Origin of the sequence: Sphingopyxis sp. P8 (assembly GCF_020622175.1) — a bacterium.
GTDB classification, from domain to species: Bacteria; Pseudomonadota; Alphaproteobacteria; order Sphingomonadales; family Sphingomonadaceae; genus Sphingopyxis; species Sphingopyxis jiangsuensis.
Window position 1 is genome coordinate 134,020 of record NZ_JACNMK010000002.1, and the last position, 23,005, is coordinate 157,024.

Consider the following 23,005-nt stretch of genomic DNA (forward strand, 5'->3'; position numbering starts at 1 on the left):
TTTCCTTCGCGACCCGCCTGCCCCCTAGCGCGGCGTGCCGCTGCTCTCGCCCGCCGTCGTGCGGATCGTATCGGGTTGCTTGACCTGGTCGCTGCGATAGCGGTCGACCGCGGCGGCGGCCTTGGCCGCGTCGGTGGTCGGGACCGGATCGTCATAGACCGGTTCGGGGTTGACGACCTGCGCCGCCATCGTCGAGCGCACGGCATTGCCGAGCGTCGCGTCGGTAGGGGTGCAGCCCGCCGCGAGCGCGGCGGCGGCGGTCATGGCGACGATGCGCGCATCAATATTCATAGCCGCCTCCTGCGGTCGAACTGGCCGGTGGCGCCGCCTTGGGCGGCATTTGCTGCTGCACCGGCGGGATTGCCGGGACGGCATTGTCGGTGCGGCCGAGCAGGAAGAGGTCGAGCTCGGTCGGGTCGCCGACGCGTTCGGTCGGCAGCGCGACCTGGTTCGGCTTGATCGGCTGGACGAGCCGCGGCGTGACGACGATGAGCAGCTCGGTCTCGCCGCGCTTGAAGCCCGACGAGCGGAACAGCGAGCCGATGATCGGGATCGAGCCGAGCAACGGCACCTGCCGCACGGTGGTCGAAAAATCCTGCCGGATCAGCCCCGCGATGGCAAAGCTTTCGCCGTCGCGCAGCTCGAGCACGGTCGACGCGCGCCGCGTCTGCAATCCGGGGATGACAATGTCGTTGAGCGTGATCGACGCGCTCGGGTCGATCGAGCTGACCTCGGGTTCGACGACCAGGTTGATCACCCCGTCGGCAAGGATCGTCGGCGTAAAGCCCAGGCTGACGCCGAAGGGTTTGAACTCGATGGTGATCCCCTGTCCGGTGCCGTCGGCGCCACCACCCCCGCCGCTGCTCTGCACGACGGGGATCGGAAATTCGCCGCCCGCAAGGAAGCTGGCCTTTTCGCCAGACAGCGCGACAAGCGTTGGTTCGGCCAGCGTTTTTGCCAGCCCCTTGCTTTCAAGACTGTCGAGCACGCCCAAGATGCTGACGCCACCGATATTGAAGCTGTGACGAACAATACCGAAGCTGTCGGAAATGGCCCCAAGCTCCAGGATGCCTTCCCCCGTTTCAGCGTCTGGGGTCAATCGCGCCCCGCTTCCCAACGCGCCGTCCCAGCTTCCCGACCGGTTACGGAAGAAACTGCGGACGCCGATGTCCTTGCCCGACTGGCGGTTGATTTCGGAAAAGCGCACCTCCAGCATCACCTGCTGGCTCGCGCCGATGCCCATCATGTTGACGACCTTGTCGCCCGCATAGGTGCTCGCGATCTGGACCGCATTCTGCGCGGCCGACGCGCTGCTGACGACGCCCGACAGCACGACCGCCTCGTTCGAGATGCGCGCGCTGATATTTTCGCCGGGCATCAGTTCGCCGAGCTGGCGGCGCAAGGTGACGACGTCGGGGCCGACCGCGACGTCGACGATGGTGATGACGCGCCCGCCCTTGTCATAGACGGTCAGGCTGGTCGTCCCCATTTTCTTACCGAGCACATAGATGGAACGGTCGGAGATCGGCAAAATGTCCGCAATTTCTTCGGACCCGATCATCGCGCGGCCAAAGGGGCGGTCGAGCGTCACCGTCTGGCTTTTGTTGAGCGGGACGTCGAGCTGCCCCGCATGCACCCCGCCCGTGCCATATTGGGCAAGGGCGGCGGGCGCGGCCGATAGCGCGAGCGCGGCGGCGAGCGGCGCGGCGAGGATGCGCGCGGCGCGGGTGATGTTACGAGCCATGGCGCTTGACCTCATAGGTTTGGGTTTCGGTGCCGCGGACGATTTCGACCGAGGGTCCGGTCGGACGGCGCGGCGCGGCGGGAACCGGGCCCGACGGCGCGCGCTGCATCACCGCAGGGGTTTCGGAATAAAAGCCCGGGGGCATTCCGGCGAGGCCGGGCGAGGCCGCGGCGCGGCGCGCGGGCGCCGAGCGCCAGCCGCCGCCGAGGTCGCTTTGCGTGATCGTCATATTCGCGCCGTCCTCGATACTCGTGACGTTGCGCAGCGCGAGCGAGAGTGCGCCGACGCGCTGCGCGAGCGCGAGTTTCTGCGCGCCGACGGGGTCGACCTCCAAGGTCGCAGTCTTGGCCACCGCGGGTTCGGTCTTGTTCTCGTCGGCGACCTGGTCGATCGCGATAACGCGGATCTTTTCGAGGATGATGTCGGTCATCTGGTCGTTGTTGCCCACGCCTTCGCCCGCAAGCTGGCGCGTCAGCAGCACGTCGACGATATCGCCCGGCGCGATCATCCCGCCGACGCCCGCGACATCGTCGATGCGCACCGCGGCGGCGCGCATCCCCTCGGGAAGCAAGGCAGATATGGAGGCGCGGCCGTCGTCGCCCGAAATCTTCGAAGCGAGGATCGGTTCGCCGACGGCGATCGGGCGCAACGCGACGCGCGGTCCGCGCGCATTGTCGGTGACGCCGATGCTCGTCTTGAACGCCCCCTCGGGAACCGAGGATGCTGGCCAGCCAACAAGTTTCGTGTTCTGCGGGGTCAGCGTAGTACCAAAGGCTAGGGGCTGAGAGGCAACGAGCACCTGAACAAGGTTCAGTTCCTCGGCCTGCCGCTGTTGGCGCTCTTCGATACCGCTGAAATAACTATTCACCAAAAATACAACGATCAGGCCCAGAACAACCGCAACGCTGACGATAATAGGTGTTCTATTTGATAGCATCGCCCCACCCCCCAGATTGGCCGAAGATGCCGAACGGTCCGCCAGTGAGTTCACTGGCGGACCGCCACGGTGCTTAGCAGCTGGTAGCGGTAGGCGCTGTGGCGCCTTCAATGCACTTTTCAGCTTCGGCCATAGCGCCGTTGATCGCGCCGCCGAGATTGTACGCAGCAAAGGCAATGCCGGTGCCGACGATTGCGAGAATCAGAGCATATTCGGCAGCCGAGGCGCCGCTGTCATCACGGATAAAGTCTTTCAGAAAGGTCTTCATGTCTGGACTCCTGTTAAGGCACCGCACGAGGAGCGGTGCATGTCTGCCCTCCCCCCCCATGGAGGCGGCCAGACATTCCTGCCGAAGGAGTGCAGTGGAACCGACGCGACCCGGTGATGAAAACTCCGGCTGGCGCCGGTTCAACCTGTCATTGCGGTCCCTCAGCAAGGAACGCATTGATTCAACGCCTTTTACGCCCGAGCGTCAACACAATATTAACTCGATTTAACAGTCACTTAACATTGAATTTGCGTTAACCATTTTTGCATTTCGTGCCAGATCGGCGGCTTTCGGCGCAGCATATGGTCGCGATTCGCCCCCGATTCGCAGCATCATTTCCTAAGGCTTGATTCGCTTGGTTAATTTCCGTGCGCGAAAGGGAATGGCGGCGATTAAATCCTTTGGCGACGGAAGGCGTGATCCCCGGCGAAAGCCGGGGTCCGGCTTTGGGCCGCGCCGCGTGGGCCCCGGCTTTCGCCGGGGTTCCCATATTGGGGGGCAACGAAGCATGGCGTCCGCGCGTTCGCGTCCTTTGCAAATTAGGAAATGTTAACCATATCGGCTTTACATCCGAACTCCGGCAAGGAAGGATGATCGCACGATGACCGAAGCCCTGAACCGCCTGTCGACCCGGCTCCACGACCAGAGCGTGCGCTTTGTCGCGCCGATGGAGGATCGTGTGCGGTCGCTGTTGCTTTTCTGGACGATCGTCGTCGCGCTGATCTGTTTGGCGCGCATATTGTTTCCCGTAACCCCCGCCGACAGCCTGGCATCGATGCTGGTGCTGTTCGTGCCGCACGCGCTGATCCTCGCCAGCCCCTTTTTCGCTTATTGGACCGCGAACGCGCTGTTCCCGCGCGGGGTCGACTTTGCCCAGCCCGACATCCGGCTGGCGCTGTACGGCAAGTGGCGCGCGCTCGACGCGCTGTCGGTGCGCCGCCACCCCGCCTTCGGCCCCGTCGGCATCATGGCGTCGCTGTTGCTCGGCATGCTGCTGAACGTCCCCGTGCGCACCGCCGAATTCATGGCCGCGGTGCCCGCGATGACCGGATCGGCGCCGCAGTGGGGCCAGATGATCTATATGGCCATGTCGGCCGACCTCATCCTGATGAACTTCCTCTATACCCTCTGTTTCTTCATGGCGCTGCGCGGCATGCCCTTTTTCCCGCGGCTGCTGCTGCTGACCTGGGGCATCGACCTGGTGTCGCAGCTGATGCTCGCCGACTATCTGTCGGGGGCGCCCTACCTGCCGCAGTCGGTCGCCGCAGCGATCCAGCCGCTGCTCGACAGCAATATCAAAAAGGTTTGCATCAGCGCGCTCGTCTGGCTGCCCTATCTGATCCTGTCCGAACGCGTGAACGTCACCTATCGCTGGCGCCAGTCGGCCTGAGGCCGCCGCCACGGGGATGCCCCGCCGCGCATTTTGTTGACCGCGTCGCGCGCGCGCCGGCACGCCGCCGCGCCCGGCCACCCTATCCCCCGCCTGAATTCCCCCGACTCGCTTCGAACCTGCCCCGAACAGGGACAGGCGCGCGCATCGCGGCCTCCGGGCGGCGCGCGGCGCCTGTGGCCAAGCCTCTGTAAAAATTAACTTAGGCCCGATTTTTGCGCAATCGGCGCAAATCCGCGGATTGCGCGGATTGCGAATACTAAAAATATGTTAACGCGCTTGCAGAGTCGGTTAAGTCTGTGTTTCCTTGAGCTTCTGGGAGGTGCCCGAGTCGTCGGGCCGAGGGTCGCGCTGACATTGATGGGAATTCTGCCTGTGCTGCGTGCGGCACGGGGCGCGATGGATCGAGGGAAACGAACATGGACGCATTTGACAACCCCGCTCGCGGTGCCAACGGCCTTTCGCGGACGGAGGGCGACGTCACCGGAACCGCAACGGCGAACGGGGAAGCCCGCGCCATCGCGCCGACCGCGCTGGCCGACACGGCCGCGGGCGTCACCGCAGCGGCATCGGCAATCCCGCTGGCGATCCAGGCGGTCCTTATTCCCGACGCGCGCGGGCGCATCACCTTGCCCGCCGGCGTGTCGATCGACGACATCGGCGTGTCGGGTCCCGACCTGATCATCACCCTGCCCGACGGGCGGGTGCTCGTCGTTCCCAATGGCGCGGTCGACATTCCCGCGGTCGTCGTCGGCGGCAACACCGTGCCCGCGAGCACGGTCGCGCAGCTGCTCGAGGGACTCGACGAGTTCAACCCCGAAGCGGGGCTGCGCAGCTCGGGCGGCAACTTTGCCGATCCCGAGGGCGCGATCCAGGACGCCTATGACCTCGGCGACCTGCTCCCCTATACCGAACTCGCCTTTCCGGCGCCGCGCGACGAGGAACTGATCCCCGACCGGCTGATCCCCGACGAGGATGCGACCGTCGTCATCCAGACGCCCGACCAGCCCGCCGGATCGACCGACGCGACGTCGAGCGTCGACGAAGCGGGGCTGCCCGCGCGCGGCAGCGAGCCTGCGGGCAGCAACAGCGCCGCGAACAGCGAAACGACGACGGGCACCATCGTCATCAGCGCCCCCGACGGGCTCGCTTCGGTGACGATCAACGGCACCGCCGTCACCAGCGTCGGCCAGACGATCACGACGCCGCTCGGCACGCTGACGATCACCAGCATCGCGCCCGGCGCCATCGGCTATAGCTATACGCTCGCCGACAATACCGACGCCAATGCGAACCTGACCGACGTCTTCACCGTCGTCGTCACCGATGTCGACGGCGACACCGCGAGCGCCAACCTGACGATCTCGATCATCGACGACGTCCCGACCGCGCGCGCCGACACCGACGCGGTGGCGCCGGCGACCTACACCGCCGAAACGGGCAATGTCATCTCCGGCACCGGCACCACCAGCGGCGCCGCGGGCGCCGATACGCGGGGCGCGGACGGCGCGACGCTGACCGGCGTCGTCGCGGGCACGGGTACCGCCTTTGTCGCACCCGGAACCGCCATCGCGGGGCAATATGGCACGCTGACCATCAGCGCCGACGGCAGCTATTCCTATGTCCGCGCGCCGAACACGCCCGGCGGCGTCACCGACGTCTTCACCTATCGCCTGACCGACGGCGACGGCGACACATCGACCGCGACGCTGACGATTTCGATCGGCGACAGCCCCGCGATCATCACCTTTGTCCCGACGCAGGGCGCAGGAACCGTGGTCGACGAATCGCAGCTCCCGCCGCGCGCGGACGAAAGCGAAGGGTCGGCCTTTGACGGCGACGATGAATCGACGACCGGCACGATCACCTTCACCTCGCCCGACGGGGTGCAGAGCGTGACGATCAACGGCGTCGCGGTGACGCCGGGCGCGCTGCCGCAGACGATCTTTACCGACGCGACGGGGACGCTGGTCGTCAACAGCTATGCCTATGACCCCGTTACGGGGCAGGGTTCGATCACCTATACCTACACGCTCGCCGACAATACCGCCGATCCCGACGGCACGACGGTCAGCTTCGACGTCGTCGTCACCGACCTCGATGGCGACAGCGCGCCCGCGGTGCTCAACATCGACATCGTCGATGACGTGCCGATCGCTAGAGACGATGCCGACAGCGTGACCGAAGACGGCCCGCTTGTCGCCGACGGCAATGTGCTGACGGGTGTCGGCGGCAGCGACGCCAATGCCACCGACGGCGTCGCCGACACGCAGGGCGCCGACGGCGCAACCGTCACCGCGATCGCGGGCGGCAGCGTGGGCACGGCATTTGCCACCGCCTATGGCACGCTCACCGTCAACGCCGACGGCAGCTACACCTATGTGCTGAACAATGCACTCCAGCCGGTGCAGGGCCTGTCGGCGGGCGAGACGCTCACCGAAAGCTTCCTCTACACGATCACCGACGGCGACGGCGACACCTCGACCGCGACGCTTACGATCACCATCAACGGCGCCGACGACGGCGTGACCATCACCGGGCTCGACACCGAAGGCGGCGAGCTGACGGTCGATGAGGACGACCTGCCGAACGGCTCCTCGCCCGACCCGGTAGCGCTGGCACCGAGCGGCAGCTTCTCGATCTCCACCCCCGACGGGCTGGGCAATGTCACCATCGGCGGGACGCAGGTCGTCACCAATGGCGTCTTTACCGCCGGCAGCGCGACGAGTCCCCTCGGCACGGTGAACATCACCGGCTTCACGCCCGTCATCGGCGCCGACGGATCGGTGATCGGCGGCAGCTTCACCTATGAATATGTCTTGTCGGCGAACACGCTGACGCACGGCAGCGCGGGCGAGGATTCAGTCACTGACAGCTTCGCTGTGACGGTGACCGACAGCGACGGTTCGGTCGGAACGGCCAGCCTCGACGTCAACATCGTCGACGACGTGCCGACCGCTAGAGACGATGCCGACAACGTAACCGAAGACGGCCCGCTCGTCGCCGACGGCAATCTGCTGACCGGTACGGGCGGCAGCGACGCCAACGCGACCGACGGCGTCGCCGACACGCAGGGTGCCGACGGCGCAAGCGTCACCGCGATCGCAGGCGGCAGCGTCGGCACGCCCTTCGCCACCGCCTATGGCACGCTCACCGTCAACGCCGACGGCAGCTACACCTATGCGCTCAACAATGCGCTCCAGCCCGTCCAGGGCCTGTCGGCGGGCGAGACGCTGAGCGAAAGCTTCGTCTATACGATCACCGATGGCGACGGCGACACATCGACTGCGACGCTGACGATCACGATCAACGGCGCCGACGACGGCGTCACCATCACCGGGCTCGACGGCGCGGGTGCCGAACTGGCCTTTGACGAGGACGACCTTCCGGCGCGTCCCAATGAAGCGGCGGGGTCGGACACGACGCCCGAACCGGTCACCGATGGCGGCAACTTCTCGGTATCGACGCCCGACGGCATGGGCAATGTTGTGCTCGACAGCTTCAACGGCTCGCCGATCGGGCCGCTGACGCTGGTTACCGCCGACGGCAGCTTTACGCCGCAAATGGTTGTAACGGCCTATGGCACGCTCAGCATCACGGGCTTCACACCGGTAATCGGAGCCGACGGATCGGTCATCGGCGGCAGCTTTACCTATAGCTACACGCTTTCGGACAATCGGACCGACCATGGCGCGGCCGGCGAGGACAATGTCGCCGACAGCATCGGCGTCACCGTGACCGACATCGACGGCAGCAACGCAAGCGCCACGATCGACATCCAGATCACCGACGACGTACCGACCGCGATCGACGATTTCCTGCTGCAGCCGGTCGAAAATGCGCCCGTCACCATCGACGTGCTCGCGAACGACGTCCAGGGCGCCGACAGCGTCCAGTCGGGCACTGTGGCGCTTGTCGACGGCACGCTCACGGGCAGCGGCACGCTGGTCAACAACGGCGACGGCAGCTTCACCTATACGCAGGCGCCCGGTGAAGTCGGCGAGATCAGCTTTCAATACCAGATCACCGACGGCGACGGCGACACGTCGACCGCGACGGCAACGATCATGCTTGTCGCCGATTCAACGCCGCAGATCCGCAGCGCCGACAATGTCACGGTCGACGAGGACGGGCTGCCGCTGGCGAACGCCGACGACGGCATTCCCGGCGAGGTGACCTCGACGGGCAGCACGAGCGCCAATGGCACGATCGTCGTCGATTTCGGCGGCGACGTACCTGCGGTGCTCGCGGGATCGATTGTCCTCGACGACAGTGCCGCGCTCGACACGCAACTGACGGTGGGCGGCGTCCCGGTAACCTTTGCCAAGGACGGCGCCGACCTGGTCGGCTCGGTGGGCGCGACCGAAGTGATCCGCATCGCGCTGACGACGGCGACCTCGGGTCCCGGCGCCAATGAAGTGACCTATGGTTATACGGTCACCCTGTCGGCGGCGATCGACCAGTCGGCGCCGGGCAGCGAGGATAGCGACATGCTGTCGGGGATCGGCTTCACCGTGACCGACAATGACGGATCGACCGCGAGCGGGAGTTTCGTGGTCACGATTGTCGACGATATTCCCACGCTCGCCGTGTCCGACACGCCGACGAACGCAACCGAAGGCGGCCCTGCCGTCAACGGGACCTGGACCCTCGATGCGGGGGCCGACGGCGTGACGTCGGTGACCGTGACCTTCGGGGCCGGCAGCGACACGCTGTCGCTGGCGCCCGGAAACAGCGTCGTGATCGTCCAGCCCACGGGCACGCTGACGGTCAATTCGGACGGCACCTTCAGCTTCCTCGCCGCGGGTGACCAGAATAACAACCCCAACCCGTCGGCAACCTTCACCCTGTCGGCGGTCGATCGCGACGGCGACCCGACGTCGGACAGCCTGACGATCACGATCGACGACGGCGCCGACCCGACGGGCGGCGGGACGCTGACGCTGACCGTCGACGAAGCCGCGATCGACGGCATCGGACGCACGCCGGCGAGCGATGCCGAAACCGATAGCGGCATGCTGAGCTTCAGTGCCGGATCGGATACGCTGTCGAACTTCATGTTTGACGGGACCGCAGGCCTTGTGGCCAACCTCGACGGGGCCGGTACCGACCTCTTCTGGTCGATCTCGCCCGACGGGCAGACGATCACCGGCTCGCTCACCGATGGCGGCCCGGCGGCGATCACGATCAGCCTCAGCGCGCCGGCAAGCCTTGCGCCGGGCATGACGGGCAATGCGACGGTGACCGTCACGATTGCCGACAATCTGCCGCATGCACTGGCGATGGCTGCGCAGACCCAGTCGCTCGGAACGGTGACCGTCAAAGCGACCGACACCGACGGCGACATGGCGACCGGCACGGTGACGATCAACGTCACCGACGATATTCCGACCGTTTCGGCGGTCGACGGGTCAGCCAACGCGCTGATCGTCGACGACAGCGACCTTGCGACCGACGCGTCGGCCGATTTCGGCTTCGGCCAGCCGGGCAGCCTGTTCAATGTCGCGTTCAATGCCGACGGGCCAGCCGCGACCGACTCGGTCACTTATGCGCTGGGCGTCAAGTCGCCCGGCGTGGCGTCGGGCCTTGTCGACACGGCGACCAACGAGGCCGTGGTGCTCACGCTCGAATCGGGGGCGGTCGTCGGCCGCACCAGCGGGACGAACGACATCGTGTTCGTTCTCTCGGTCGACGCCAATGGGACGGTGACGCTCGACCAGCAGCGCGCCGTCTTCCATTCGCCTGACAGCGGGCCCGACCAATCGGCTTTCCTGAGCGCAGCGGACCTTGTGACGCTGACGGCGACGGTGACCGACAGCGACGGCGACCAGGCCAGCGCCACCGCGAATATCGGCGGCGCGCTGACGTTCAAGGACGATGGCGTCAGCATCGACATCAACGTCACGGGCGAGGCGGCGGTCGTGCTGACGACGCAGGATGCCGCCACGATCGGCGCGGCCAGCGACAGCGATGTATCGACCGCCAATTTCGGCAGCGTCTTCTCCTTTGCCAATGCCGATTTCGGCGCCGACGGCCCCGGAGCGATCAGCTGGTCCTATGCGCTGACGCTGTTCGGCGCGAACGGTACCGATTCGGGGCTCGACAGCAATGGCGCGTCGATCAACCTGTTCAACGACGGCGGCACCATCGTGGGATCGACGGCGGCCAGCCTTGGCGACATCGATCCCGGCAACACGATCTTCACGATCAGCGTCAATGCCGGCGACGGCACCGTCACGCTGACGCAGTTCGCCCAGATCGATCATGAACTGCCGGGTGTCGGCAGCAATTTCGACAGCCAGATTGCGACGCTGGCCGACGAGCTGGTCCGCCTGACCGGCACGGTGACGATCACCGACAAGGATGGCGACAGCGACAGCGACAGCCAGTCGATCGACCTTGGCCACAACATCCGGTTTGCCGACGACGGGCCCGACATCGACGTCACGCTGAAGGCGGGCGCCGAACTGCGGATCGACGAAACCGACGGCGTGACCGCGGCGGGGACAGAAGTCGATCCGGTCGGCGGCAACCTCGGCAGCGCGACGATCGCGGCGACCGACCTGTTCACCGTCACGCTGGACGCCGGGGCGGATACGCCCGCAAGCTATAGCTATGCCTTCGTTCTCGGTGGCGTAAACCCCGACAGCGGTTATCGCATTTCGTCGGATGACGAGGTGATCCGTCTTTACCAGACCGCGCCGGGCACGGTCGAGGGCCGCGGCGAAACGTCAGGCGACGTCGCCTTCACCTTCACCGTTGCGGCCGACGGCACGGTCACGATGACGCAGTTTATCGCGATCGAGCACGGGGATACGGGCAGTCACGACGAAAGCTCGCCCGGAATGAACGCCGGCGCGCTTCTGCTCGAGGTCAAGGCGACCGATTTCGACGGGGATTTCGATACCGACACCGTCGACCTGGGCAGCATCATCCGCATCGAGGACGATGGTCCGTCGATCAGCAACGTAGGCGGCAGCGGCAGCGTGACGCTCGACGAAACCGGCGGACTCGACGTCAACGTGACGTCGCTGGCCGCGGTCATTACGGCAACGCTCGCGTTCGGCGCCGACGGCCCTGCGGCCGCAAACAGCACCGTCTATGGTCTCGCGCTCAGCGGGGGTGCCGCATCGGGCATTGCGACGGCGGTCGGCGATTTCCCGATCACCCTCGTCGCAACTTCGCCCACGACGATCACCGGGCGCTATACCGACGGCGGCGGCATCGAGCAGGACGCCTTCACGGTGACGATCAACACCGATGGCACGATCACCGTATCGCAGTTCGTTGCGCTCGAGCATCTGCAGGATGGCGACACGCCGCTGCACAATGATGCACTGACGCTCGACGGTCTGATCACGGCGTCGATCCGCATCACCGACAGCGACGGCGACAGCGTCGACGCGACGAAGGAAATCGGCGGCCAAATCAGCTTCCTCGACGACGGACCGTCGGTCAGCGCGACCGCGGCAGGCGCGGTGCTGGTTCAGAACGACGAAAGCGCGACGAACAGCATGGTCGCGCAACTTGACACGGGCAGCATCGCGATCGGCAACGATCCCGACGTGGCTGGCGCGGGAGCAATCAGCCGCGCGACGTCGAGCGGTGCGGTCGTCAATGCAACGCCGCTTTACGGAACCGACGGCGCCGCAGCGACGGGTGCGCTCAGCTATTCGCTGACCGTCATCAACGCCGTCTCGGGCCTGTCGGTCACCGACGGCTCGCCGATCAACCTTGTCGTCCAGGGCAATGTCATCGTCGGCCAGGTGAGCGGGGGCGCATTCGATGGCCTCGCGGCCTTCGCAATCGCGATCGATCCCGCGACGGGCGTCGTGACGGTCGAACAATATCTGTCGCTCGACCATCCCGATACCGCGAATCCCGACGACACCGTGCAGCTGGTCGCCAATTCGCTGGGCGTGGTCGTCACCGCGACCGATAGCGACGGCGACTTCGCGCTTTCGGACACCGTCGACATCTCGGCGCAGATCCGTTTCGATGACGACGGGCCGCAGGCGATGGTGAGCGCCGCGGGCCTTTCGCTCGCGCACGACGAAACGCCGGGGATCGATGGCGACGCACAGGATGTCGCCGGGCCGCTGTCGATCTTTGACGGTGTCGCGAACAAGGGCGACGACCCGGACGTGGCCGGCACGGTTATCGGCTTTGCCCGCGACGCGGGCGCGCTGTCGAGCGCCGGATCGACCACGGGGTCCGACGGCGGAACGATCAGCTTTGGCCTTTCCCTGTCATCGAGCGGGGTCGATTCGGGCCTCGACACCACCGACGGCCAGAACATCCTGCTCTACCTCGAATCCGGGATTGTCGTCGGGCGCGTCGGCGGGCCGGCTGGTGCCGCCGCCTTTGCGATCGCCGTCGAGGCGGACGGCAGCGTCAACCTGGTTCAATATCTGTCAATCAAGCATCCGACGCCGGGCGCTAGCCACGACGAATCGCTGTCGATCGTCAATGGCGCCGTGCTGGCGACCGTCACGGTCACCGACGGCGACGGCGACACGTCGAGCGCTTCGACGCCGATCGGCGGTCTGATCTCGTTCCAGGACGACGGACCCGTCTTGACGCCAACCGATGGGCCAGAAATGCTGACGCTGCTCAACCAGGCGGGTTCAGCCAGCGGTTCATTTATGGCTGCCTTTGGCGCCGATGGGTCGAGCGGTTTCAACATTACGGGACCGGTGATCAACGGCATCACCTACACCGAAACCGACGTGACGGACGGGTCAGGCAATTTCTTGCGAACCGAACTTTTGGCCGAAACGGCGGACGGCACCGACGTATTCAAGATCACCGTAAACGCCGATGGAACCTACACATTCGATCTCATCACTCCCAACGCTGCCACCGAAGAAGAAATATCTTTTGCAAAACTGGGAGCCGGCGGTCCGGGATTCCGGGAGCTTGATGACGACCCTAATACCGCGCTGAACGAAGCGGGCCGCGTCGAATTTCAGTCCAACGGCAGCGGAGTCAACGCAAGCACACCAGGCTTTGGTGTCAGTAATCAGTGGACCGATCAGGGTGAATGGTTCGAACTGGAATTCCATAACCCTGGCAATTTCGGGGTGAATGATGCTCCGCAAACGAACGCGGATCTACTCAATTCCGTGACGTTGAATGTCCAGCAGGTCGCCAGCGGGCCCGTCGATTTCACGTGGACGGCGACCCGCTACAATCCCGACGGTACAATCGCGGCAACCGAAACGGGCAATTTTACGGTATCGGCGGCTGGCGATGTCACGATAGACCCTTCGATCGAATTCAGCGTTTTGCGGATCGATAACGTCGATACAGATCCGCAAGCGCGTGTCCGCTTCTCGACCGACGTTTCGGTGTCCCGGACCGTTCTGCCGCCAGACCAGACTTATGTTTTCGACGTGGTCGGCACCGATGGCGATGCGGACACAAGCAATGTGCTGCAAATCAGCGTATTTATCGACGAACCTTCCGTCCCGCCAATCGTGCTCGATCTCGACGGAGATGGCGTCGAGTTCCTTTCCGCGTCGGCGGGTGTCAGTGTCGACTATTTTGGCGATGGTACGCCCGTTCCAACCGCCTGGGTCGGTCCCGACGACGGGCTGTTGGCGTTCGATGCGAACGGCAACGGCCGCGTCGATAACGGAAGCGAAATCGTCTTCGGTGGCAATGGCCTGACCGACCTTCAGGGTCTTGCAGCCAAATATGACAGCAACGGCGACGGACTGCTCACCAGCGCCGATGCGGGCTGGGCTGGCTTCGGCGTATGGCGCGATGCGAACAGCAACGGCGTCTCCGACGACGGCGAGTTCCAGTCGCTGGACGATGCGGGGATCGTGTCGATCAACCTGCAGTCGGACGGACAGCCTTATTCGGCGGCGGACGGCGACGTCCACGTCTTCGGCGAAACGAGCTATCAGCTCGCCGACGGCACGGTACGGACCGCGGCCGACGCGGCCTTTGCCTATGGCAAGGCGGGCGGCACCAGCACGGTCCGGACGCAGGATCGTCCGGCGTCGGCCGTTCCGTTGTCGGACGCACTGGTCGCCGCGTCCCTGGTTGCGATGGTTCATGCCGTCCAGCCCGAACGTGCCGATGCGGCCAGCATTGCAGACAGCGAGGTTGCCGGCGTGATCGGCGGATCCGGTGCCGCGCACAGCGTCGATACCGGAACGGCTCACGCGACCAAGATGATGGCCGATGACCCGCTGCTCGGTTCCGCCGAGCCGCGAGCGGACGAACCGGCAAGCCGCAACCTTGGCGGCGGCGACGACAGTAGCTCGGCGAGCAGCGTCACCGGTCACGGGGCCGATGCATCGTATCAGCATGCGGCCTCCGGTCCGGAATGGTCCGGTTCAGAAGCATTGTTCGACCACTTCGCTCCCGCGGCGAACGACGGGGCGATGTCAATGGACGGCCTGCTGTCGCTGGGCCTCGCGGCCATCGATGCGCGGATCGCAGCACGCGATGTTGCGGCCGACGACCCTGCCGCAGCGCGCGTCCTGGCCGAGGCGATCGATGGCGGCGAAAGCGTCGATCGCCTGATCGACGCAGTGACGGGCGCCGCCGCGGTTCCGGACGGACATGCAGCGCCGGTCGACCTTGCGCGGATGCTCGACGCCCATGTTGTCGGCGGCGAAATGGCGGGAATTTTCCACCCGCCTGCCGATTTCGACCTGCAACAGATCGCCGCAGCATAGCTGAGACCTCAAAAAGACCAGTGGATTGAAAAAGGGGGTACGAGGAACATGCGATATTCAACGGCAAAATGGATGGCGGGGGCGTGCGTCGCGCTCGCCCTGTCCCAACCGGGCAACCTGTTTGCCCAGTCGCTGACCGATATGTCGGTCGACCAACTGCGCGGCGAGGTGCGAACACGTTACGATGCCGCGCTCGCGACGAGCGCCGATCCGGCAGTGGTTTCGGCGAACAACAACATCCACACCTGGGCGTCGGAGGCCAAGGTGCAGTGCGGCATCGCGCTCGGTTTCCTGAAATCGAACACGCGCGACCAGGACAGCCTGCGCCGCTGCGACTTTGCCTATAACCAGATGACCCGGACGCCGCCGCCACCGCCACCGCTCGTGCCGCCGCCGCCACCGGTCAACAATTGCCCGCCCGAGGTCGCGTCGACCTTCTTCTTCGACTGGGATTCGACCGTCGCGCCGGCCGAAGCGCCGCAGTCGGTCGCGTTCATGGCCGAAAACCAGGCGCGGTGCGGCTGGTCGGCGTTCACCGTCGTCGGTCACACCGACCGGTCGGGATCGGACGCTTATAACGAAGGCCTCGCGATGCGGCGCGCGCGCGTGATTGCCGACATGATGATCGCGGCGGGAATCCCGACCGGTACCATTGCGGTGTCGGGCATGGGCGAACGCCAGCCGCGCGTCCAGACGATGGACGGTGAACGCACGCCAGAGAACCGGCGCGTCGAAGTCGAGGTCAATGGGACTGGGGAACGCTGATGACACCGAAGCACAAACTCGCCGGCCTTGCGTCGGCACTCGCCTTGGCCATCGTCGCCGCGCCGGCCTTTGCCGAACCGGTTTCGATGCAGAATGCGATGGCCGTCGCCATCGATTCGAACCCGCAGATCAACCAGGCCGAAATGAACAAGCAGGCCATCGAATTCGAGCTGGAGCAGGCCAAGGGTCTGTACCTGCCGCGCCTGACGCTCGAAATGTCGGCGGGGGTCCGGCGGCTCGAAAACGCAACGCGGCGCGCGCTCGGAATCGCGAACGAGGAGCTTTATCCGCTCGAGGCGCAGCTGCGCGCCGAACAGACGCTCATCGACTTCGGCCGGCGGCGCGGCGAAAAGCTGCGACAGGCGGCGCGCGTCGATGGCGCGGCGCTCCGCGTGCTCGAGCGGTCGGAATTTGTCGCGCTCCAGACAGCGCGCCAATATCTCGACATCCTGCTGCAACAGCGCGTCGTCGCGGCGGCCGAGGATAATCTGACCTTTCACAACAGCCTGGTATCCGACCTGTCGAGCGGCGTGACCGCGGGGTCGATCAGCGTCGCCGACCTGCAACAGGCGCAGGAACGCGCCAAGGCGGCGAGCGTCCGGGTGTCTGAGGCCAAAGAGGCGCTGACCAACGCCAAGATCGAACTGATGGCGCTGAGCGGGCTCGAGGTCGACGAGGTGCAAATGCCGCCCGCGATGCTCGAAAAGCTGCCGACCAGCCTCAGCGAAGCAGTCGGGATGACGCGCGTGCGCCATCCGAAGGTACTTGAGGCGATGGCCGACGTCGACGCCGCGAACGCCGATGCGAAAAAGGCCAAGGGCGATTTCTATCCGACGGTGGGGATCGAACTGTCCGGCCGGATCGGCGACGACATCGACGCGTTTCGCGGCGAAACCAACGACCTGTTGGCGCGCGCCGTGCTGCGCTGGGACATCTTCGACGGCGGGATCAATCGCGCCAAATATCAGGAGATGGTCCGCCGCGCGAGCGAGGCGCGCTTCCGTATGCACCAGGTGACGCGCGACGCCGAAGCCGATGTGCGACGGGCGTGGAACAGCAAGGAAACGCAGACCGCGGTGTTCCGCGATCTCAGCGACCAGAGCCGCGCAACCGATGAATTGCTGCTGTCGTACCGCGAGCAATTTTCGGTCGGACGGCGGTCGCTGCTCGACGTGCTCGACGCGCAGAACACGCGCTTCAACGTTCAGGTCCGCGCCGAAACCGCGCGCTTCTCCGAAATCTTTGCCGGCTATCAGGTGCTGGCATCGACGAACGAGTTGCTTGAGGCATTCGGACTCAGCGCCCCCGAATCGCGCCGCGTCTATGCGCGCGAGCAGGTGGGCTATGGACCGCCCGCCCCCGCCGAGCTGCAACGCCGACGCTATCCGCAGTGACCGGCGGAGGGTCGATTCTGACGTGAAGACTGGATGATGACGCAGGATCGATCCTCGTTGACGGACAATGGCAAGGTGGAAACAGGCGACCCGCTGATCGCCTGCATCCACTTTGTCGCGACGCATTTCGGGCAGAATTTCCAGCGCGCGGCGCTGTCGGCGCTGGCGCGCGACGAACGCGGGCGCCTGCCCTTCCATCAGGCAGAAGCGGCGCTCGACCTCTGTTTCATCAACAATGAACGGCTTGCCGCGCGCAAGCTGCGCCAGGTGGCGCGGCAATTGCCCGCAATCATCCGGTGCGTCGACGGCGGCAGCGCGGTCCTTCTCGACAGCCGCGAGGACCAATATCTGCTGTGGGAGCCGTCGGCCGCGGAGCCGGTGTGGACCGATGCCGATGCCGTCGAGACGCGTTATGGCGGCGAGGCGATCGCGGTCGCCGCCGATCCGACCTCGATCCGCGCCGACGAGCGGCCATGGGACGAGACGGCGAAGCGCCATTGGTTCTGGGGCGAAGTCCGCCGCATGCGCCGCGAATTCCGTCCGGTGCTCGGCGCAGCGCTGATGATCAACCTGCTCGGCCTCGCGCTGCCGCTTTTCACGATGAACGTGTATGACCGCGTGATCCCGAACAAGGCGGTCGCGAGCCTTTGGGTGCTCGCGATCGGGGCGTTGCTCGCCTTTGCGGTTGAATTCACGCTGCGCCTTGCGCGCGCGACGCTGCTCGACGACCTCGGGCGCAACCTCGACGTCAAATTGTCGGAGAAGATTTTCTCGAAGGTGCTCAACATCCCGCTCGCCGACCGGCGCGGCAGCACGGGGATGCTCGCGCGGCGTGTGTCCGAATTCGAGCTCGTGCGCGAATTTTTTGCGTCGACGACGGTGGTGCTGATCGTCGACGTCGCCTTTCTTTTCCTCTTCATCCTGATGATCGCGCTGCTCGCCGGCTGGCTCGCGCTCGTGCCGCTCGCGATCATCGTCGCCATCGGCGTCGCGGGATTCTTCCTGCAACGGCGAATGGTCGACGCGACGCTAGACAACCAGGCCGACGCGAGCATCCAGCATTCGATGCTCGTCGAAGCGATCGGCGGCGCCGAAACGGTCAAGAGCTGTGCGGCCGAGGGACAGATACTCGGACGCTGGCGCCAGATGGTCGACGCCAATGCGCGGACGCAGGCGAGCATGCGGCGGACGGGGGCAACCGCGATCAACATCGCCTCGCTCGGCCAGCAATTCTCCAGCCTCGCGCTGATCGTTGGCGGCTTTTACCTCTTCGATGCGGGCACGATTTCGATGGGCGCGATCATCGCCATCGTCATGCTCGCGGGGCGGTCGATGGCGCCGGTCGGACAGCTCGCCTTCCTGATGACGCGCGGCCGCCAGGCGTGGACCACGATGGCGAGCATCCAGCAGATGATCGAGGCCGAGGATGAGCGGCGCATGGGGAGCAGCGCGCTCGACCTGACGATCGGCGAAGGTCAGATCCATGTCGAGGATCTGGGTTTCACCTATCCCGACGCTGCGGCCCCGTCGCTCAGCGACATCAACCTGACGATCAACCCGGGCGAAAAGATTGCGGTCATCGGCCGCGTGGCGTCGGGCAAATCGACGCTCGGCCGCCTGCTGTGCGGTCTCTACCAGCCGAGCACCGGCAATATCTTCATCGACGGGCTCGACAGCCGGCAATATTCGCCAATCTACCTGCGCTCGCAACTGCGCTTCGTCGGGCAGGATTCGGTGCTGTTCAGCGGCTCGATCAAGCAGAATCTCCAACTCTGCGCGCCCGCGGCATCGGATGCCGAGTTGCTGCGCGTGCTCCAGGCGATCGGCGCCGACCGCTTCATGGGGCGCGACGAGACGGGCCTCGACCGCGTGACCGGTGAACGCGGCAACCAGCTGTCGGGCGGTCAGCGCAGCTTCCTCGCCATCGCGCGCGCGCTTGCCTCGCCGTCGCGGCTGCTGTTCCTCGACGAGCCGACAGGCAATATGGACACGCAAAGCGAGCGCCATTTCGTCAACCTGCTCGAAGCCAACGTCGGCAAGGCACAGACGGTAGTGATCGCAACCCACCGCGAATCGGTGCTGAGGATTTGCGACCGGATCATCGTGATCGAGGGCGGGCGCATCGTCGCCAACGGCCCGCGCGACGAGATATTGGCGATGACGACGCAAAGGGAGGCGGCGCAATGATCCCGCAGCTCGACATCCAGCGCGGCAGCGCGGCACGCACCCGACTGGACGACGCCGACCTGACCGCGTTCGACGCGTCCGCGCCGCGCCGCATCGGCTGGTGGCTGGCAGCGATGGCGCTGGCGGCCGCCCTGATCGTCGCCGCCGCAACAAACGACCGCATTTCGCGGGCGCTGTCCGAACTCGCGGCAGGCTGGACCGACGACCCCGAAGTGACCGCCGCAGCCGAACGCAAAGAAGCGATCGCCCGGCTGATCGCCGAAACCGAAACCGAGATTGCGGAACCCGCGCTCGAGGGCGAAAGCGCGATCGCACGCAATGCCGAACTGCCCGTTTCGACGCTCCCGATCGAAGCGGCGCGGCCCTTTTTCCTTCCGACGCTATCGGCGGTGCAAACGGGCAATGCGCAGCGCTGCCTGACGCAGGCGATCTATTATGAAGCGGCGACCGAATCGGACACGGGCAAGGCTGCCGTCGCGCAGGTCATCCTCAACCGGATGCGCCATCCCGCCTATCCGAACACGGTGTGCGGCGTCATCTATCAGGGCAGCAGCCGTCCGGGGTGCCAGTTCAGCTTTGCCTGCGACGGTTCGATGCGGCGCGCGCCCGTGCCTGCGCTCTGGCGCCGTGCGGGCGAGATCGCGCGCGCCGCGCTCGCGGGCCATGTCGAGCGCAGCGTCGGCATGGCGACCCATTATCACGCCAATTATGTCCTGCCTTACTGGGCGCCGCGGCTGACCAAGATCGATCAGATCGACACGCACATCTTCTACCGCTGGCCCGGCGGCTGGGGTCGCCCGGCTGCCTTTGCCAACGGCTATTCGGGAAGCGAATCGATCCCGGCTTTCGAGCAGCTTTATCAGGGCTTCACGCGCGACGCGGCGGACGAAGAGACCGAAGCGCTGGCGGTGGCGGGCGCTCCGCCGCGCGATCCGACCGACCGGCGCGCCGACAATGACGTCGGCGGGCGGATCGACGTTACCAAGGGCTGGACGCCGAACATTCCCGACCCGACGCAAACCAAGTCGCGCTTCGACGCGCTTACCAGCAAGCAGGGTCCGGCGTCCGTCGCGGCGGCCGCGAGCGAATAGGGGCGGCAGGCGATGCTGAATTACTGGAACCGCCTTCGCGGCAGCGAACAGATCATCGTCGGGGTGGCGGCGGGCTTCGTCCTCTTCCTGCTCTGGGCGAGCATCGCGCGCGTCGACGAGATCACGCGCGGGCAAGGGCGCGTCATCCCGACCTCGCGCGTCCAGATCATCCAGTCGGCCGAACCGTCGACGATCAAGGAAATCCTCGTGCGATCGGGGCAGACGGTGAACAAGGGGCAATTGCTCGTCCGCCTCGACAACACTTCGTCGCAATCGGAGCTCGGCCAGCTCGAAACCGAAAACGAGCGGCTCGCGCAGCGCGCGGCCCGGCTGGCCAGCGAAACCGGCGGGCCGGGCTGCACCGGCGAAACCTGCGGCGACGAGGCGCGGCTGCTCGAAGCGCGACGCTCGTCGCTCCAGAGCCAGCTCGCCGCGCTGTCGGCGGCGGTCGACCAGCGTTCGCGCGACCTCGGCGAAGCGCGGGCGACTGCCTCGTCACTCGAATCGAGCCTGCGCCTCGCGCGCGAGCAGGTCGCGATGCTCGAACCGCTCGCCGCGAAATCGGTCGTCCCGCAAACCGAGTTGCTGACCGCGCAGCGCGAGGTCGTCGACATCCAGGGCCGCCTCGCCGCGGCACGCCAGGCGATCTCGCGCTCCGAAGCCGCGGTGCGCGAGGCGCGCGCCGAAGTTGCGCGCGCGCGCTTTGACTTTCAGCAGGAGGCACTCAACGAGCGCAGCCAGCTCACGACCAAGATGGCGGTCAACGAAGAGACGATCCGCGGCGCCGAAGGCCGCCTCGCACGGTCCGAAATCCGTTCGCCGGCGCGCGGCGTCGTCAACGACCTGCTCGTCAACACCGTCGGCGGCTTCGTCAATGCCGGCGAACAGATCATGCAGATCGTCCCCCTCGGTGAGAAACTACTCGTCGAAACGCGCGTCACGCCCCGCGACATCGCCTTCATCAAGGTCGGCGATCCCGCGAATGTGAAAGTCACCGCCTATGATTTTTCGGTCTATGGCGGGCTGAAGGGCAAGGTGGTGCGCGTGTCGGCCGACAGCATTTATGACGAGGTCGAACGCGAGGCCTATTTCACCGTCGTCGTCGAAACGAGCAACGCCTTCCTCGTGTCGAACGGAAAGCGGCTACCGATCACGCCGGGGATGATGTGCGATGTCGAAATCCTGACCGGCAAAAAGTCGGTGCTGACCTATTTGCTCAAGCCGGTCTTGAAGGTCAGCGGATCGGCGCTCACCGAACGCTGATTGTTGATCGCCACGGCAAAAGTCCGGCGCGCCGCCGGGCGCGCGATCAGGTCCTGCGCGGGCTCGACGCCGCGATAGGCATGGACCCAGCGGCGATTCTCGCTGAACGACAGCACCGGGCGCACCGATTGCGCCCGATGGCCGTCGTAAAGACGGTCGGTGAGGTTATCGAGCACGAGCTTTCCCTCGGCCGTATCGACAAGCAGGAAGGCATGGTCGGCGTTCGCCGCGAGGTCGCGCAGCAGCACGAGCTTCATCCGCTTCGGATCGACCCCGGCGGCGCGCAGCATGTGCATCTTGAGGATCGCGAAATCCTCGCAATCGCCCTTGCCGCGCGCGATCGTCTGTCCGGCGGTCGCCCACAGGTCGCGCTGGCCATAGTTGCGGTCGTCGGCAACATAGGCGATCTGCGCGTTGACGAAATTGTTGACGCGTTGAAGCTTGTCGCGCTCGCCAAGCCCCGAATGCACCTGCGCCCGCGCGAGCTGCGTGTGCATCAGCGACGCCGGCGGCGCCTGTCGAACGCGATTCCACCGATCGTCGAAGCGCGTACGCTGCACGGCGATCGGCTGCGTGCCGAGTTCGGCATCGGGGTCGAGTTCGGCGGCCAATGCTCCGAAGTCGGGTGCGGTGAAGCCGGCGGCAGCCTTGACCGATCGCGCGCCGGCGGGACAGGGGAGGATGCTGTCCCCGCTTGGGGTCCGGGCATCGGCGACGTAACGGCTTGCAGGCTCGATCGGCCTTCGCGTCGCCGCGACGAACAGCGGCACGGCAGGTTGCGGCGCCGTTTTATCCATAACGCTGCCCGAACCGTCGCTCTGACTGGCGCGGATTGCATCGAGCGCACTGGGAGCGCCACCAAGGATCGACTGCGCCAGGCTCACCGACACGGCGGGGCGGCACGGCGCGCCGAGCGCCGGGACGATTCGGTCATTTTCGATCTTGGAGCTCGCATAGGCCTCGACAGGCGCCAGCGCGGCAAGCGCGACGAAGGCCGGAAGCCAGCGCGACTCGCGCATGAATGAACGGCTCGCATTCCCCATGCCGCTTCAATTGAAGGAACGGGATGAGGATAAGCTTCATGGCAATGGTTAAGGCGCCATTGGCCATGATTGACCGCGCGCGGCGCGGGGAGCGATGTCGCTATATCGAGAAATGGCGCACCCGAAGGGATTCGAACCCCTGGCCTCTGCCTTCGGAGGGCAGCGCTCTATCCAGCTGAGCTACGGGTGCCGGTAGAGCGCGGCCTCTAGCAAGCCCTGCGCGTGCCAG

General features: G+C 65.8%; 12 protein-coding genes and 1 tRNA gene. 7 read left to right on the forward strand and 6 right to left on the reverse strand.

Going from position 1 to position 23,005, the window contains the following annotated elements:
- Nucleotides 1-24: 24 nt before the first annotated feature.
- From H7692_RS09085 to H7692_RS09100, 4 genes are all read right to left on the reverse strand, one after another.
- Entirely contained in the window at nucleotides 25-291 is a 267-nt protein-coding gene (locus H7692_RS09085; RefSeq protein ID WP_227340078.1) for a hypothetical protein, read from the reverse strand.
- Nucleotides 281-1,744: a type II and III secretion system protein family protein gene (locus tag H7692_RS09090; protein ID WP_227340079.1), complete on the reverse strand. Its 1,464-nt coding sequence runs from the start codon at nucleotides 1,742-1,744 to the stop codon at nucleotides 281-283. Before H7692_RS09090 ends, H7692_RS09085 begins: the two co-directional genes overlap by 11 nt.
- Nucleotides 1,734-2,681 carry a Flp pilus assembly protein CpaB gene (gene cpaB, locus H7692_RS09095; RefSeq protein ID WP_227340080.1) on the reverse strand — a complete coding sequence of 316 codons (948 nt, stop codon included), beginning with the start codon at nucleotides 2,679-2,681 and terminating at the stop codon, nucleotides 1,734-1,736. Before cpaB ends, H7692_RS09090 begins: the two co-directional genes overlap by 11 nt.
- 73 nt (nucleotides 2,682-2,754) lie before the next feature.
- A complete protein-coding gene (locus H7692_RS09100) occupies nucleotides 2,755-2,949 on the reverse strand; it encodes a Flp family type IVb pilin (protein ID WP_227340081.1) in 195 nt (64 codons plus the stop codon).
- A 601-nt stretch (nucleotides 2,950-3,550) separates the two neighbouring features.
- On the opposite strand from H7692_RS09100, the gene H7692_RS09105 reads away from it, so the two are divergent.
- From H7692_RS09105 to H7692_RS09135, 7 genes are all read left to right on the forward strand, one after another.
- Entirely contained in the window at nucleotides 3,551-4,339 is a 789-nt protein-coding gene (locus tag H7692_RS09105; protein WP_227340082.1) for a DUF2569 domain-containing protein, read from the forward strand.
- Nucleotides 4,340-4,758: 419 nt separating this feature from the next.
- Entirely contained in the window at nucleotides 4,759-15,033 is a 10,275-nt protein-coding gene (locus tag H7692_RS09110) for a beta strand repeat-containing protein (RefSeq protein ID WP_227340083.1), read from the forward strand.
- 48 nt (nucleotides 15,034-15,081) lie between these two features.
- A complete protein-coding gene (locus H7692_RS09115) occupies nucleotides 15,082-15,798 on the forward strand; it encodes an OmpA family protein (RefSeq protein WP_201928575.1) in 717 nt (238 codons plus the stop codon).
- Nucleotides 15,798-17,192, forward strand: coding sequence for a TolC family protein (locus tag H7692_RS09120; RefSeq protein ID WP_201928574.1), 1,395 nt, complete (start codon nucleotides 15,798-15,800; stop codon nucleotides 17,190-17,192). Before H7692_RS09115 ends, H7692_RS09120 begins: the two co-directional genes overlap by 1 nt.
- 57 nt (nucleotides 17,193-17,249) lie before the next feature.
- Nucleotides 17,250-19,379, forward strand: coding sequence for a type I secretion system permease/ATPase (locus H7692_RS09125; protein ID WP_201928573.1), 2,130 nt, complete (start codon nucleotides 17,250-17,252; stop codon nucleotides 19,377-19,379).
- Nucleotides 19,376-20,470, forward strand: coding sequence for a cell wall hydrolase (locus H7692_RS09130; RefSeq protein ID WP_227340084.1), 1,095 nt, complete (start codon nucleotides 19,376-19,378; stop codon nucleotides 20,468-20,470). The genes H7692_RS09125 and H7692_RS09130 overlap by 4 nt, the downstream gene beginning before the upstream one ends.
- 12 nt (nucleotides 20,471-20,482) lie before the next feature.
- Nucleotides 20,483-21,733 (forward strand): HlyD family type I secretion periplasmic adaptor subunit, encoded by a 1,251-nt coding sequence (locus H7692_RS09135; protein WP_201928572.1) that lies wholly within the window; start codon nucleotides 20,483-20,485, stop codon nucleotides 21,731-21,733.
- Here the strand turns inward: H7692_RS09135 and H7692_RS09140 are convergent.
- Both H7692_RS09140 and H7692_RS09145 read right to left on the reverse strand, forming a co-directional pair.
- Nucleotides 21,679-22,752 (reverse strand): transglutaminase-like cysteine peptidase, encoded by a 1,074-nt coding sequence (locus H7692_RS09140; RefSeq protein ID WP_201928571.1) that lies wholly within the window; start codon nucleotides 22,750-22,752, stop codon nucleotides 21,679-21,681. The two genes, H7692_RS09135 and H7692_RS09140, sit on opposite strands and share 55 nt — an antisense overlap.
- Before the next feature lie 137 nt (nucleotides 22,753-22,889).
- A tRNA-Arg gene (locus H7692_RS09145) sits at nucleotides 22,890-22,966 on the reverse strand.
- Nucleotides 22,967-23,005: the final 39 nt, after the last annotated feature.